Below are 14,307 nucleotides of genomic sequence, written 5' to 3' on the forward strand. Positions count from 1 at the left end.
GGTCTATTGTGCCTAAAAATCAGCCAGATCGAGCGATGCTGAGGCGGTCGTTTCGCCATCGATCTGGTCGTATGCGATCCGAATCACCAGTTCGAAGTCAGGGAAGCGGCGCGTGACCTGCATATTAAACCGACGAAGATCATTGCGGCGGAAATCCCATTGCGGAAAGACCTTCACTTTGTAGCGCTTGCTGAGGTCGTACTCCCAGCCGATATCTAAAAGTTCAGATTCATTGAACGAGGTCATTCGGTATTCCACATAAGTCCTCATCTTTGGAGAGTGATCAAAGGACACCCCAACCGACGTTCGGGCCAGTTCATTGTTGTCCAAATCCCAAATGACATCGCCAGAGAAAGACATTGTGTCAGTGACCATCCAAACACCTTTTCCACGGAGATGGTCACCAAGTGATGAATACTGTGGTCGCCATGAGAAAAACTGCGGCGTTGGATACCGCTGATCGGGATCGTCTCCGGTCACGACGGCATAGGTATCGAGCGTGAGGAAATCGACTGAACGCCAGCGGCCGGGACCACCCCGTTGTGTTTGAAATGTATTTCGGATGCCGATTTGAGCCGCTGCACCATCCGCGATTTGATCGACGGAAGCATCGTATTGAGGGCGTTCAGCATCATTGAAATCATTGCTTGCATACCAGAGCATCAGGTAAGGCTCCAGGATGTGGCGCATGCGGTTGAGGTCGAGTAGTTCGTTTTTGACAGTGTTGTAAACGCGCTGAATTTCGGTATTGAGTCGTACGCCGATTGAACCCGACAGCAGCAGATTCTGCTCTTCATCCGCCTTGGTCGAGTACTCATCTAAGAAATAGGATGCTTCAACAGAGACAAAAGGTGTTGCTTTGAGCCAGCCAAGTGTGAGTGGCGCTGATAACTCTTGTCGGGTGTTTAGCTGTGTGACCCAGCTCTCGATGAGGCCCTGATTACGTAGTTCGTCAGAAAAGTCCTCATTTTTGGTAGCCACAAAGCCTTTGTTGCGGACGCCGGCTTCTTCCGGTGTTCCTGGTTGAAAGACCATGCGCATACGGCTGGCTCGATACTCACTTGAGTAGGTCAGGATATCAAAGAGATTGTCCCCATACCTGCGGTAGGTTAATTCCGGGAACTTGTCGACTTGGTATTGGCGGCTTGCGAGAAGCCATGCGTTCGAAATGAAGTTGTTGATTGAATAGTCTGCTAATGCCGTAAACGCAGTGTTTTGATCTTGGAATTTGGCATAGAAACTAGTCTCATACTCGCGCCGATCGTAATAGTCTTCCGAACGCCAAGATGAGACGTATGTTTCATCACTGATGTAGGAAAATTGAGCTTGTACAAGCCAGTAATCGCTAAGAATTGAAGTGTTTTTCCATAGAGCGAGGCCGCGCAGGTTTTCTTCAACCGCCAGGGTTCGCCCGGCAGCGGTTCGTTCTTCGCCCTGGTCAGACTGAAGATAGAGATCCAGTTCCCCGGAGGTGTCTCCAAAGTAATAGCCGGCATCAACTCCGCCACCAACACCGCGCGTCGTATATGCATCAAGTTTGAGGGTTGTATCGATGCCTTCGGGCGGATCCATACCCATCAACGACCAGAAATCCCAACGGGTTCCAATGATGGCGCCCTTATACTTGTTATATCCGGCACGAATACTCTTGAGCGGGAACCGACGGTGGGACCCGTGAAAGACCGGCCAATAGCCAACTGGGACGCCACCTGCACGGAAAGTATTGTGCTGGCTATGAAAGAAGATCTGCTCTTCATCAGCTGCATCTGCTGAGGGCACGCGATCAATCCTGACCTGCTCAGAACCAATGGCAAAGTGAGGCGTAAAAAACTCACTGGTCGAAATCGTGGCTTGGCGGGCATGCCATTGCTGATCAGCAGCTTGTCGGAGTTCGCCTGCACGTGCATAGAGCGGGAAACGGCCATCGCGATTGTATGTGCGCAAAACGGCATTGAGCATGACTGCCTGGCCATTCTCAAAGTCGTAGTAGACTTTTGGAGCTCGAATGACATATTCCCCATTATCAACATCTGCGACGACATTGCCTTCAAGGTAGATGCCAAGAATGTCCTCATTCGACATCTCTTCGGACATGATGTCCTTGACTGATCCGGGTTGCAGGAAAACCACACCGCGTTGTGCCGTGAGTGTGAGCGTAGAGAATTTGTCAAAGTCTTTGGTGCTGCCGGCGTGATACTCAATCATGACCGTGCCCATGATGCTAATCGTGTTCTGATCTGAGCCCGGTTCAAACTCGGCGCGACCAGCTATAAATCGAATTCTTCCATTTGGTGCCTGGAGCCACGGCGTTGAGTTCCCTCGATTGGGCAGCGATTCCATGGTGCTTGGTTCGATCTTCGGTGCCTTTGGTGGCGAACCGCCTGGAGTGGGTATGAACTCGGGCGCTTTATACTTCCTTTTGACCTGAGGCACTTGGCTTAGTTGCTGTGGTTTAGACACGACCTGCCAAAGATGTTCGGCCATGCGTTCATGGGCCATCTCTAAGAGTTGTGGCATGTCTGGTTTGCCGGGTGTCATGAGCGCCGTATGAATCTGTATTTTGCCGGTTGTACTTGCCGTAACCAACACATGATTCCCCGCCACACCGAGGCCTGCTGTTGAGGTGCGATTTTCAACTTGCGGGAAGTAAATGGCAATCTGGCTTATCAGCCCCTTGTCACTATCCATGCGATTAAGCCAAACAACTGCTCGGTTCGATTGAAAGGCATATTGGCCAATGTTTATTTTGACGTTGCCATCGAGCACGAGCCTTTGAGTTTCATTGACGGTCCAGTTCCAGACCCGAAGAGCTGAGAATGAAGCTTCTTCAATGATTGGCTCGATCGGTAAAACGATGCCGCTCAGTCGATCGCCAGAAATCTCAATTTCGCCAGAGGGCTTTTGAATGAGCTGGCCACTACCTAATGACGTGGCGGTTGCGGCAGCGTCGTCCCCTGGGCTTGGTGCGGGTGCAACTTCAATGTCAATAGGTTTGGTAATCGGTGGGGGAATGGGTAATTCATCTGCGGCCGAATCTTGTGCATTGATTCGTCCGGCAGTGAACAATAGAAGTAGTGCCGATAGAACCAATGCCAGCTTGCTGGCGCGTCGCCAAGGATGGTCAATCCCGAGTGTTAGTGAGTGGGGTGAGCTCACAAAGGCAATCATAACCACTACGACGGAAAGTGTTGTTCTTTCGTAGCCGAGCTGTGGTACATTTCGAAGAAGGGCTGGAGTCGCCTCTGGAGACACTGGGGCTAGACGCTCGGGCTAACCTCTTCCTTCATTGAACATTGCCTCGAGAAAGTCATTCGGATGAAAGGGCTCAACGTCCTCCGGTCGCTCACCAGTGCCGATGAGCTTCACGGGAATACCTAATTCATCCTGAACAGCCAGCACAATGCCCCCACGAGCCGTGCCATCAAGTTTGCTTAAAAATAAGCCACTGACATCGATGGCTTCCTGGAAGTGCCGAGCTTGAACAAGGGCGTTTTGCCCCTGGGTGGCGTCAAGCACCAAAAGGACCTCATGGGGGGCACCAGGAATCTGTTTGGCAACCACATCACGGATTTTGGTTAATTGCCGCATGAGCGACTCTTCGCTGTGCAACCTGCCAGCGGTATCAATCAAGAGTACGTCGCTATTGCGTGCCTTCGCTGCTGTTGCAGCGTCAAAAGCAACACTCGCGGGATCACTACCTGGCTCACCACGGATCAGATCAACCCCGAGACGATCTGACCAAACCGCTAGCTGTTCAATGGCTCCAGCTCGGAAAGTATCGGCAGCCGCTAGCATCACACTCTTTCCATCTTCTCGAAGAGAGTGAGCAATTTTAGCCACACTCGTTGTCTTACCGACACCGTTGACGCCTGCGACAAGAATGGCGGTGGGTCCATCTCCGGAGGTTACTATTTGGTGCTCGGATTCACGCCAGCGATCTGCGAGCAGTGTGCGAAGAAATTCGAAAACATCTTCACCACGTTTCAGCTTTCCTTGCCGTACATCTTCTCTGAGAGATGTGATGATGACCTGAGTCATTTGGACACCAACATCTGCCTTGAGAAGAAGTACTTCAATCTCGTTAATCAGGGCATCATCAAGGGTGCGGCCAGCGAGAATTGATCGTAGCGGTGAAGTCAACGTCTCCTGCGTCTTGCGGAGAGCGCCGGTCACTGCCGAGAGTGTTGCGCGGAAGAGTCCCATGAGTATTATTCTGTCGGTATCACTGTTTCAGGCAATTCAGTTTGATTGTCTTGCAGACCACCATTTTCACGTAGAAATCGGTACATCTTGTCCAGGATGCCATTAATAAACATTGGCGAATGTTCTGTGCTGAATTCCTTAGCTAGTTCAACAGCTTCATTAATGGCGACTTTTGGCGGTGTTCTTCCAAGAGCCATTTCGCAATACGCCAAGCGAAGAATAGAGCGATCAACAACAGGTTGCCTTCTGGTGGGCCAATCTTCTGCAAACTCAGTGGCCATTTCATCGGCCTGGGTGTGAATGGCCCATGCTTCCCGAGCGAGTCGCAAGGCTTCATCATGATCAGCCTCAGATCCTGGCGATTCACGAAGCGATTCACGAACGACCTCGTCTCCAATATCAGTACTAGAGTCGAATTGATACAAACACTGCAGAGCAGCACGGCGCATGTTTTGAGGTGAGTCGGTCAAGTGACAGGTTCTCTTAGAGCTCGAATCGACTGAGCCAGTTGGATTGCGGCGGCCATTGAATCATGTCCTTTATTGCCTACGGAACCGCCTGAACGTTCTTGGGCTTGCTCGATGGTCTGACAGGTTAACACACCAAGTGCGATGGGTATGCCTGTATTAACCATGATGCTACTGAGCCCTTGTACAACACCGTTTGCAATATGCTGATCGTGAGTTGTTTCGCCAGTGATGATACAACCGATGGCTACGATGGCGTCTGGACGATGGGGACGTTGTGGATCTGCCAATGCAGCACACAGACCAATCAGTTCCCAGGCCCCCGGTGCCAAGTGGCGTATGACCTGTGTGCCTTCCCCACCTGACTCCATAAAGCAGCGCACCGCGCCAGCACAGAGTGAATCTGTGATCTCACTGTGATAGCTGCTTACCGCAAGCTCAATGCGGGTACCAGTGGCGTCAATTGTGGCAAGATCTTTATCGTACATTGGAGGGGCTGCCTATTTTTGCTGATGCATCCTAGTTTGGGTGCCCAGTGGGGGCAATATGAGCGGTGAATTTATAGTCCAACGAAGATGTATCGCTCCAGCGTAAGATATAAGCCATGAGTCGTTTCCTAATGCGCATTTTGACAGCGATCCAGTTGACGCGTCTGACCATCGCTTTTGGTGCAGTCAGCGATATTTGGTTCATTATTCTGCTCACGCGTGCTGAGCCTCGTTATACACACATTCACGTGCACAATCTGCCAATTGGCCTTTCGCTTCTAGCGGGTGCCGTATTGGCACTCGGCCTCTTCGCTCATGGGGCAGCGCTCAATGATCTTCTGGATCTTCAGCATGATTCAGCGTTCAGTCCCGATCGGCCGATTCCAGCGGGACGAATTCGAATTGGGCAGGCAGTGGTGATCACGATTGGTGCCTTGCTGATGGCATTTCTTGGTGCATCAATTCTTGGTGTCTGGGCTGTTGTATTGACGCTGCTTATGGCTGCAGGCCTTCTGTTCTACAACACAGCGGGCAAATTTATACCCGCAGTGGGCTTTACAACGATTGGGCTTTTATACGTCGTACATATGCTCATTCCGAACCACGAACTCTCCTTTACGCTGCCTCTTTGGCTGATCATGACACATATCATGGCGATTTCGATGGCCGTGCATCTCTTAGAAGAGAAGAGACCGAGAATTACAACCCAGACGATCGTGATGACTTTGATTGCCTGGATCTTCTGGTCAGTGGTCATTATTGGGGCAGGGATCATGAGTCAAGGCTCACTCTGGCCTGTTGGTATTAGCCCTTGGGCTGTTGTATACCCGCTTGTAGCGGTGGCCGGTTTTCTGATCGTTGTGCAGTGGAAACTGAAATCAGTCAGTCCACGTGCTGGAGCAGAGAAGCTTCGACGCTATGGAGCTATGTGGCAAAGTCTTTATGCAGCAGCTTGGCTTCTGGCCTTGGGGATGGTTCCAGAGGCACTGGGTATGGGCATTTTTGCACTGGTGGGATTTTGTGGGATGACCATGATTCGCGAGGCAGCTGGGCTCACTGGCAGGCCAGTCGAATTCAGAAGTTAGCCCCGAGCCGCTCCATAGCGGGGTCCATTTGGCCGTCAAAAAGGCGATTAATGATTAGGAAAGACTCCAAAAAACGTATTGCTACTTAATATTTCTTGTCTCTGGCTTCGTACGAGGTAGCTTTGAGTAGATCGGCCCTGACGACCTCGCTACGGAGGAGAAGCGACGTTGCAGGGCCGGTTTATCTTTTGGACCGGCTGAGCAGGTCTAATTGCCCCCATAAAAAAAATGAGCGTATGAAGTGCGATTTTTGGCACTTGTGGCGTTTATGCAGCATAAAAGCGTCTCTTGGAGAAGAATGTTGCCTCAAAGCCACATTGTCACTTAAGTGGCCCCTCGGTCATGACGATTCCGGGGGTGCTATGAATAAAAATGATGCTCAACAACAACGTCCGATGGATTTCAACACTCAATCAATGCCTTTTGAGGGTGCTTCAGGCACCTGGCCGAAAAGGTCCGAACCAATGAGTCAGAAGCAAGAGTTACCAGATCATGTCTGGGACTTACTCTTGTCTTCACACTCAGCGATTACAGATGCTCATGAACTGATTGATAGTCATTGTGACGAGCCTATTGAGGCAGTTGCCATTGGAGACACAGTTCTCAGTCATCTTGCGACGGCCCAAGCGGCAATTGAGCGTATTGCACTGACCTACAGTAGTGCGTTGAGTGAATCGAATGATGCTGCTGAATCCGAGCCAGCCATGACAGAGAATAGAGGCACCCGGCAGGAGATCGATGAACTCGTATCCAGTCTTCGGGAATCAGCCGAGCAACTCGATATTCAACTCGATATTCAGATAGATCATCGTGCCTACGCAATGGAGGTCAATTCCATCAAGGAATTTCTTGGGCCTTCACTTCGACGAGCTGTTGAGCTCACGGCTCATGCGCCAACTGAACTCAGGCGTGTGGAATTAAGTGTTACATTTGCTGAGGCTCTTTGTGGTCGGGGAATGGTTGAGTTTCTAGTTGCTGATACGGGGCCACGAAGTGCTGAAATGGGAAGTAACTGGGGCGTTCAGTGGCATTCAGCTCAAACAGAGTTAGTGCGAGCAATCGGTGGGGTCTTCGAAGTCATACCCATTCCTGCAGATGGTGGCTCTGTCGTTCATATGCAGATACCGATGCGCCAGCCTAATCAGCAGCTGGCAGCTTAAGGGAACATCATGGGACGGATTCTTGTTGTTGATCAAGATGTGGTCGTTGTTGAGGCTTTGGCCCAACAAGTACGCGATCTGGGCTATGAGGTAGAGGCACGAACCTCAGGTGAGGCTGCTCTCGTCATATTACATGAGGCTGCAACAGCCAAAAGCCCATTTCAGGTAGTCATCACAGATCTGGCTATGCCGGGACTCTCTGGTCAGGCGCTGATCCATCGTATTGCTGAAGATCACTCAGATGTTGTTGTTGTTGCTGTTACAAGCTTCGGAACGATCGAAGAAGCTGTTGCCATCATGCACGCGGGGGCGATCGACTATCTGACCAAGCCAGTTCAAAAGCGGAACCTTGAGTGCACGATTGAGCGAGCCTTGCGTCGCCAGGCACTTCAGTGTGTGCAATCGAACAGTCGTTCAGGAACAGCAGGTCTCAGTAGTGGGTCCTCTGGTCTTGATTCAGTGATCAGCGGCGATCCGCGTATGCAGGATGTCTACAGCACAATTGTTGCCGTCGCAGATAGTCCGACGACCGTTTTAATGACGGGTGAATCTGGCACAGGTAAGTCACTCTTAGCACGATGTATTCATACGAATTCGGATCGTAAGGACGCGCCATTTGTAGAGGTTTCTTGTGGGTCAATTCCAGAGACACTCCTGGAATCTGAGCTCTTTGGTCATGTGAAAGGTGCCTTTACAGGCGCCCATGCAGATAAAGTCGGGCGTTTTTGTGCCGCTGATGGCGGTACGATTTTTCTTGATGAAATCAACTCGGCCTCACCTGGCATGCAGCTCAAACTTCTGCGTGTCTTGCAAGAACGGCAGTTTGAGCCCGTCGGAACCAGTGAGTCTGTTTCTGTTGATGTTCGGATTGTCTTGGCAAGTAATCAGCCACTCGAACAACTTGTTGCAGAAGGTACGTTTCGACAAGATTTGTACTACCGCATCAATGTGGTGAGTGTTGAGCTTCCGCCACTTCGCGATCGTTTGGCAGATGTTGTCCCATTAGTCGAGCACTTTGTTCAAGAAAAGGCAACGATGCTTAAGCGACAGGTGCTCGGGTTTACTGATGATGCAATGGAACTCCTGCTTAAATATAATTATCCCGGCAACGTTCGAGAGCTTGCCAATATTGTTGAGCGAGCCATCGTGTTAAGTGAAGATCGGCGCATCAGTGCCCGTAGTTTGCCCCCGGCAATCAAAGAGCAGAACGGCTTGCTTTCTGCAATGGTTCTACCGCAGGGTCTTGAGGGTGAGCAAGCAGCTGATCAGGAGGTGAAGCCACTTCGCATCGCCTTAGAGGGACCTGAGCGTCAGATCATTCGGCAGGCGCTTGAAACCAATGACTGGAATCGACAGCAGACGGCAGATCAATTGCAGATCAATCGTACGACGCTGTATAAGAAAATTCGCTATTACGGATTAGACAAGCTCGCCCGTACTGCGTGAGCAGTCACGTTTGATTTATCTTGTTCTGCTGCATGAGGCTGATCGGGTAGGACGCCCAAGTAAGACAGTGCATGATCGAGCACATCCCTGACAACCGGTCCAGCGACAGTGCCGCCATAGTATCCCTTACTGCGCTGTGGATCATCGATGACACAGATGGCAACGAGCCGTGGGTTTGATGCGGGCGCGCCTGCAATGAAGCTAGATACATAGCGATCTTCAAAGTAGCCGCCACCTTTTGGTTTAGGTAGTTGTGCGGTGCCAGACTTTCCGAAGAGTCGATAGCTTTCTGAAACTGCTCGGCGACCAGTGCCCTCGGTCATGACACGTTCGAGCACTTGGCGTGTTTCCAATGCCGCCCAGGCCGGAATCGCACGATCAAGCATTCCCGCTTCACTTTCTTTTGACGGCGTCAAGCGTAATTGAGGCATGGTGCCGTCACGAGCAATAGCCATAAAGGCACGCACCATTTGCACAGGCGTGACGGCAATTTCATGGCCCATTGCAACAGATACTTGCGTGTATTGATTCCAATTTTTCTGCTTGGTGATCAGGCCAGCAGATTCGCCTGAGAAGCCACAGCGTGTAACGCGTCCAAATCCAAATCGTGCAACTGTTCCCTGCATTTCTTTAAAAGTCATGCGTTGAGCAACAATTGCCATGCCGCTATTCATTGACTTGATGAGTACCTTCGTCCAGTTTGCTGGACCGTAGTAATGTGCGTCACGAATAAGTCGGCCAGTGTCTGTTCGATAACCAGTACTGGTGGGTGTTTTGAGCATCTCCTTTGGATCGGCGCGTCCAAGTGATGTGGCGGTAGCCCAAACAAATGGTTTGAAAGTCGACCCAGGCTCATAGGGATCGGTGACGCAGCGGTTGCGCATCAATGCTGGATGAACGGCCTTTTCACGTTGGATGTCTTTGCGATGTTCGGGAGGGTTTAGGACGGCATAGGAGGCCAGAATATCTCCTGTGGTGCAGTCAGCAAGAACAATTCGGCCACCAGCAGCAGCGCGATTACGTACTTCCTCTTCGAGTCTATTTTGGGCAAACTGCTGTAGGACCAGATCAATAGTGATCTGGATGTCTTCGCCATCGCTGCTTGGGCTATACCCATTGGGTTCTATCCATAAGGCTCGACGTCTGGCATCACGTAGATATGTAAGCTTGCCGTTCGCGCCTGCAAGCTGCTTTTGAAATTTGTATTCAGCGCCACTGAGCCCAGTGTGTTCGGTTCCCACTAATCCGACTAAGGAGGCACCAAGTGGACCGTTGGGCTGTTGGCGGACCTGTCTCATTTCTAAGCCAACACCGGGCATATTTTCGGCTCGGATGGCATCAACTTGCCAGTCATCTAAGAGAGGAGAGATGACGACATAGCGTTTGTGTAGAGACGGTTGAATGCGGCGGTCAATGCCAATGGGATCAATTTCAAGCAACAGGCCGAGATCGACGGCAATTGTATTTGGATCAGTAAGCAATTGAGGGTCAATGAACAGACGGTAGCCGACCGTGGAAGTTGAGATGATTCGGCCATGGCGGTCAATCAAATCACCACGACGAGCCATCTCAGTTCGGGAGGACATTGGTGAGCCAACGACTGATGCCAGTTTGGCGTTGGGTGCAATTTTGAGTTGTACAACCCGAGCAAATACAGTGACGAGCACCAGAATTAAGAGCAGTGGCGCCAAACGAAAAAAGGTACTGGTTCGAACGGCGGACCGCTTTAGGGCGTCATCCACCATGGCTCAACTCTTCATTCAGCGATAGTGCTTCTGGGATTGCCAGGGGTTTAGGAAGCTGGTGTTCCAGATTTTGCTGACCTTGGTCTGAATACCTTTGAGGGGTTGTCAAATCAACCCACTGATTTGGTGTCAGTGCTCGGAGTTTCTCAATGACACTCGGTCGACAGGCATTGGCGATTTCATTTCGAAGGGACCAGGCTGCATGGCGTTGCTGCTGAATGCGATGATGCAGCTGTGTGATGTCATGGACGGTATCAATCTGCGCTTGCCGTGTGAGCAACAATGCAAGGGCAGTTAATCCTGCAATGATGATTAAGGTCAGTAGTTTAGCAAACACAACCGGCGCTCCCGAGCGAGTCTTTACGGCGAACTAGTGAGCAGTGGGGTACCGCAATACCATCCCGACACGGAGTTGATCTGGATTAGAGATCGTTGCCTGATTGATCTTTAGGAAGGCATCCATGTGAGAGACAGAGCCCATCAACTTCTGTGTGAGTTCTGAAAATGTGTCTCCAGGTACGACTTTATAGGTGGCATACCCGTTTTTTTGCCCTGCATTGGACGTAGAGACTGGTGTACGTGGTTTTTGTGTGGCTGCAACTATCACTGTTTCACCTAAAACAACTGACGCCTTGGGAAGGCGAAGTCGATGGTTGAGGCGGAGTTGATTGGCATTGCTCAGGCCGTTGTAGCGAGCCACTGTTTTGACCATATTGGTGTCGCCATAGTGAGCGCGACAAATACTTGTGAGTGAATCACCACTTTGTACCTGATAGAAATCAAAGTCAGCCGAAGTCGCTATTGCATTTGTTGAGGAAGCTGTTCGAGCTAATTGCTGTAGATTCGGAGTGCGAAGCTGGCGTGGATTCGTCGGCTCAGTGACATTTGAGGCCAATCTCACTGCCGATGTGCTGGTCACAGTTGGGTTCGAAGCTGATGCAACTGGGGCAGGAGCGGTTGCCTCTATTTGTGTGAGGTTGACTGCGGCAGGGTAGACCTCGATCAGGTCGGGCGTCCGTTGTCTCTGGTTGTTCTGAGAGAGACCATCGGTGGTTGTACTGAGATCAGCGGTGGCCAATCGTGCAGTTGTTGAGAAGTGGTCTGAGATCAGGATTCCGACAATAAGAATAAGTCCAAATCCAACGACAAGAGCCAGTTTATGTTCCCGGGTCATGATGCGCAGCGTCCCTGCTTGCTTGACTGGGCCGTGCGCATCTCCGAAGCGCCAGAGCCAGAGGCCAGATCAATCTCAAAATACAAGCGGTGCATCTTGAGTTGGAGGAGTCAGTCCGTTGACAACCTCCGTTGAGTTCCTCACGATCAGGCTTTATTTGCGAAGGCGAATGACGCGTAATTTCGCAGAGCGTGATCGTGGATTCTCTTGTTGTTCATCCGTTTCTGGACGAATTACCCCTTTCGTGACGTGGTCAGCCAGATTTCGGCGAACCAGATCGTTAAAGGTGCGCTTGACTGGGCGGTCTTCAAGGCTGTGAAAGGCAATCATGCCTATTCGTGCGCCCGGATTCAGCCAGCCACCTTGGTTTGTCTGCTCTGCCCCCTGGACAATATCGTCCATAAGACCGTGAAGAGCAGCCAGTTCGTCGTTCACAGCAATTCGGAAGGCCATGAACGTCCTTGTGGCGGGGTTGATCCGGGATTGTGCTGCACGTCGCCCATAAACTTCCCGTACCAGTTGCGCAAGCGCACCAGTGGAGAGAATCGGCTTCTGGCCCCGATTCTGTGTAAGTTTTCGAGCGATCTTCCCAGCAAGGGGTTCTTGGCCATATTGCTGGATCAAGCTGGTCAGCTCCGATTCGGGCAATGTCGCAATGAGATCGGCCGCTGTAGGGCCTGAGGAGGGGTCAAACCGCATATCCAGGGGGCCATCTTTGGAGAAACTAAAGCCCCGCTCAGCAGTATCGATCTGGACAGAGTTGGTGCCAAGGTCAGCCAGGAGCAGATCCAGTCGGATATTTCGATCTTTGATTTCACGGCAGGCACCGGCAAAGTTCTCATGGATGGCAGTGACCGGTAGCCCCTGCTGGAGAAGTCGGCCAATGGTGGCGTCGAGACGTGTGCCATCACGATCAAAGGCAAAAAGATGGCCAGACTCTAGACCTCTGAGCCTCTGTGCAATGGCAGCGCTGTGCCCGCCTTCACCAAAGGTGCAATCAAGACCAATCTCGCCCGGTTGTGGGTTGAGCAGTTCAAGAGTCTCATTGAGTAAGACGGGTTTGTGGGCTGGTTCATTCATAGCGCGATACGCACGAGCAGGGCGCAAGATTCTGTCTTTATCAATCTCTGCCCTAATCAGGATAGTCTCAGGAGTGGCTTTGTTTCAGAGCCCAAGGAGCATGCGCTCTGGGTTCTCAATGCAGTTCTTGATATGGATCAGGAAGCCGACGGCTTCAGCGCCATCGATCATGCGATGGTCGTAGCTCAGCGCCACATACATCATTGGTTTGAGTGCCACACCACTATCAGCCGTCGTGTCCTCTACAGGCCGCTTCATAATTTTATGTAAGCCAAGGATGCCTGACTGTGGTGGATTGAGTATCGGTGTTGACATCAATGATCCGTAGACGCCACCGTTGGAAATGGTGAAAGTGCCACCGGTCATATCTTCAACGGTGAGCTTACCTTCGCGAGCTCGAGCAGCCATGTTTGCAATGGACATTTCCAGTTCTGCGAAATCCATGGTCTCTGCATTACGAATGATCGGGACCACAAGTCCTTTGTCAGTGCCTACTGCAACAGAAAGGTCAGCGTAGTCGTGATATTCAATCTCCTGGCCAACGATGTATGCGTTGACCCGGGGATAAGCCTGAAGTGCGGAGACGCAGGCCTTGCAGAAGAATGACATGAACCCCAGTTTGACGCCATATCGTTCTATGAAGCTGTCTTTGTGCTCACTTCGAAGCCGCATCACCTGGCTCATATCAATCTCATTGAAGGTCGTGAGCATGGCCGTTGTCTGTTGGGCAGACACGAGGCGCTCAGCAACGCGCTGACGGAGTTTGCTCATCCGTTCCCGTCGAGCGCCACGCGTGGCATTGGCCACTAATGGGGCGTCTGAAGCGGGTGCTTGTTGCGGCACGGGTTGGACTGGTGCTGCTACCACAGGTGGCTGTCGAGTTTCTGCAGCCATCACATCTGCCTTGGTAATTCGTCCCGAGGGGCCTGTGCCATGTACTTCAGCGAGTGATACACCGGAAGCTTCGGCAACTTTTCGAGCCAAAGGCGTGGGGACAGGATCAGTACGTCGAGCGAAGGTCGCTTCCGCTGGCTGAGCAGCTGGTGGTGCTGCCGCTGGCTGAGCAGGTGGTGCCGGGACAGCAGCGGTTGCTTGCTCAACAACAGCTGCAGGCTCTGAAGTTGGCGCTACCGTTGGCGGAAGTTCTTCAACTGGGGGCGTGGCGGTCGGTTGGGCTGCGGAATCAATCGAGCCAATGGTGTCACCGACTTTCATCTCCGTGCCCTCTGGCACCGAGATGGACAATTGCCCGCTACTGGCCGCAGGTAGTTCTTGTGTTACTTTATCTGACTCAATTTCAACAAGCATTTCATCTTGTTGTACGAAGTCACCATTGCTCTTTAGCCAACGTCCGACAGTGACTTCAACAATTGACTCACCAAGACTTGGAATGACAATGTTGTTGGCCATAGGTGGTTACCCGAATTACGAACTTGGTTTCTTATTAGGGAGCGTTATT

At 51.4% G+C, this 14,307-nt stretch carries 12 protein-coding genes; 3 read left to right on the forward strand and 9 right to left on the reverse strand.

The window, feature by feature from the left end:
• Positions 1 to 12: 12 nt before the first annotated feature.
• The 4 genes from lptD to ribH form a co-directional block, all read right to left on the reverse strand.
• Positions 13 to 3,156 carry an LPS assembly protein LptD gene (lptD, locus tag P8J86_11905; GenBank protein ID MDG2055398.1) on the reverse strand — a complete coding sequence of 1,048 codons (3,144 nt, stop codon included), beginning with the start codon at positions 3,154 to 3,156 and terminating at the stop codon, positions 13 to 15.
• A 114-nt stretch (positions 3,157 to 3,270) separates the two neighbouring features.
• A complete protein-coding gene (gene ftsY, locus P8J86_11910; GenBank protein MDG2055399.1) occupies positions 3,271 to 4,203 on the reverse strand; it encodes a signal recognition particle-docking protein FtsY in 933 nt (310 codons plus the stop codon).
• A gap of 5 nt (positions 4,204 to 4,208) precedes the next feature.
• Positions 4,209 to 4,673, reverse strand: coding sequence for a transcription antitermination factor NusB (nusB, locus tag P8J86_11915; GenBank protein ID MDG2055400.1), 465 nt, complete (start codon positions 4,671 to 4,673; stop codon positions 4,209 to 4,211).
• Positions 4,670 to 5,158 carry a 6,7-dimethyl-8-ribityllumazine synthase gene (gene ribH / locus P8J86_11920; GenBank protein MDG2055401.1) on the reverse strand — a complete coding sequence of 163 codons (489 nt, stop codon included), beginning with the start codon at positions 5,156 to 5,158 and terminating at the stop codon, positions 4,670 to 4,672. Before ribH ends, nusB begins: the two co-directional genes overlap by 4 nt.
• A gap of 116 nt (positions 5,159 to 5,274) precedes the next feature.
• Here ribH and P8J86_11925 point away from each other — a divergent pair, with 116 nt between their 5' ends.
• From P8J86_11925 to P8J86_11935, 3 genes are all read left to right on the forward strand, one after another.
• Positions 5,275 to 6,243 carry a UbiA family prenyltransferase gene (locus P8J86_11925; GenBank protein ID MDG2055402.1) on the forward strand — a complete coding sequence of 323 codons (969 nt, stop codon included), beginning with the start codon at positions 5,275 to 5,277 and terminating at the stop codon, positions 6,241 to 6,243.
• Between the two features lie 464 nt (positions 6,244 to 6,707).
• The gene (locus P8J86_11930) at positions 6,708 to 7,403 is read left to right on the forward strand and encodes a hypothetical protein (GenBank protein MDG2055403.1); all 696 of its coding nucleotides are present in this window, start codon (positions 6,708 to 6,710) and stop codon (positions 7,401 to 7,403) included.
• 9 nt (positions 7,404 to 7,412) lie between these two features.
• Entirely contained in the window at positions 7,413 to 8,849 is a 1,437-nt protein-coding gene (locus P8J86_11935; protein MDG2055404.1) for a sigma-54 dependent transcriptional regulator, read from the forward strand.
• On the opposite strand, the gene P8J86_11940 is transcribed toward P8J86_11935, so the two are convergent.
• From P8J86_11940 to odhB, 5 genes are all read right to left on the reverse strand, one after another.
• Positions 8,816 to 10,594 carry a penicillin-binding protein 2 gene (locus P8J86_11940; protein ID MDG2055405.1) on the reverse strand — a complete coding sequence of 593 codons (1,779 nt, stop codon included), beginning with the start codon at positions 10,592 to 10,594 and terminating at the stop codon, positions 8,816 to 8,818. The two genes, P8J86_11935 and P8J86_11940, sit on opposite strands and share 34 nt — an antisense overlap.
• Complete coding sequence (locus P8J86_11945; protein MDG2055406.1) at positions 10,584 to 10,931, reverse strand: hypothetical protein; 348 nt, start codon at positions 10,929 to 10,931, stop codon at positions 10,584 to 10,586. Before P8J86_11945 ends, P8J86_11940 begins: the two co-directional genes overlap by 11 nt.
• 33 nt (positions 10,932 to 10,964) lie before the next feature.
• Entirely contained in the window at positions 10,965 to 11,768 is an 804-nt protein-coding gene (locus P8J86_11950) for a LysM peptidoglycan-binding domain-containing protein (protein MDG2055407.1), read from the reverse strand.
• Between the two features lie 153 nt (positions 11,769 to 11,921).
• Positions 11,922 to 12,848, reverse strand: a complete 927-nt coding sequence (gene rsmH, locus P8J86_11955) for a 16S rRNA (cytosine(1402)-N(4))-methyltransferase RsmH (protein MDG2055408.1) — start codon at positions 12,846 to 12,848, stop codon at positions 11,922 to 11,924.
• An 84-nt stretch (positions 12,849 to 12,932) separates the two neighbouring features.
• The gene (gene odhB, locus P8J86_11960) at positions 12,933 to 14,258 is read right to left on the reverse strand and encodes a 2-oxoglutarate dehydrogenase complex dihydrolipoyllysine-residue succinyltransferase (protein MDG2055409.1); all 1,326 of its coding nucleotides are present in this window, start codon (positions 14,256 to 14,258) and stop codon (positions 12,933 to 12,935) included.
• Positions 14,259 to 14,307 lie beyond the last annotated feature (49 nt).

The organism is Phycisphaerales bacterium, assembly GCA_029268515.1.
Lineage (GTDB): Bacteria > Planctomycetota > Phycisphaerae > Phycisphaerales > SM1A02 > JAQWNP01.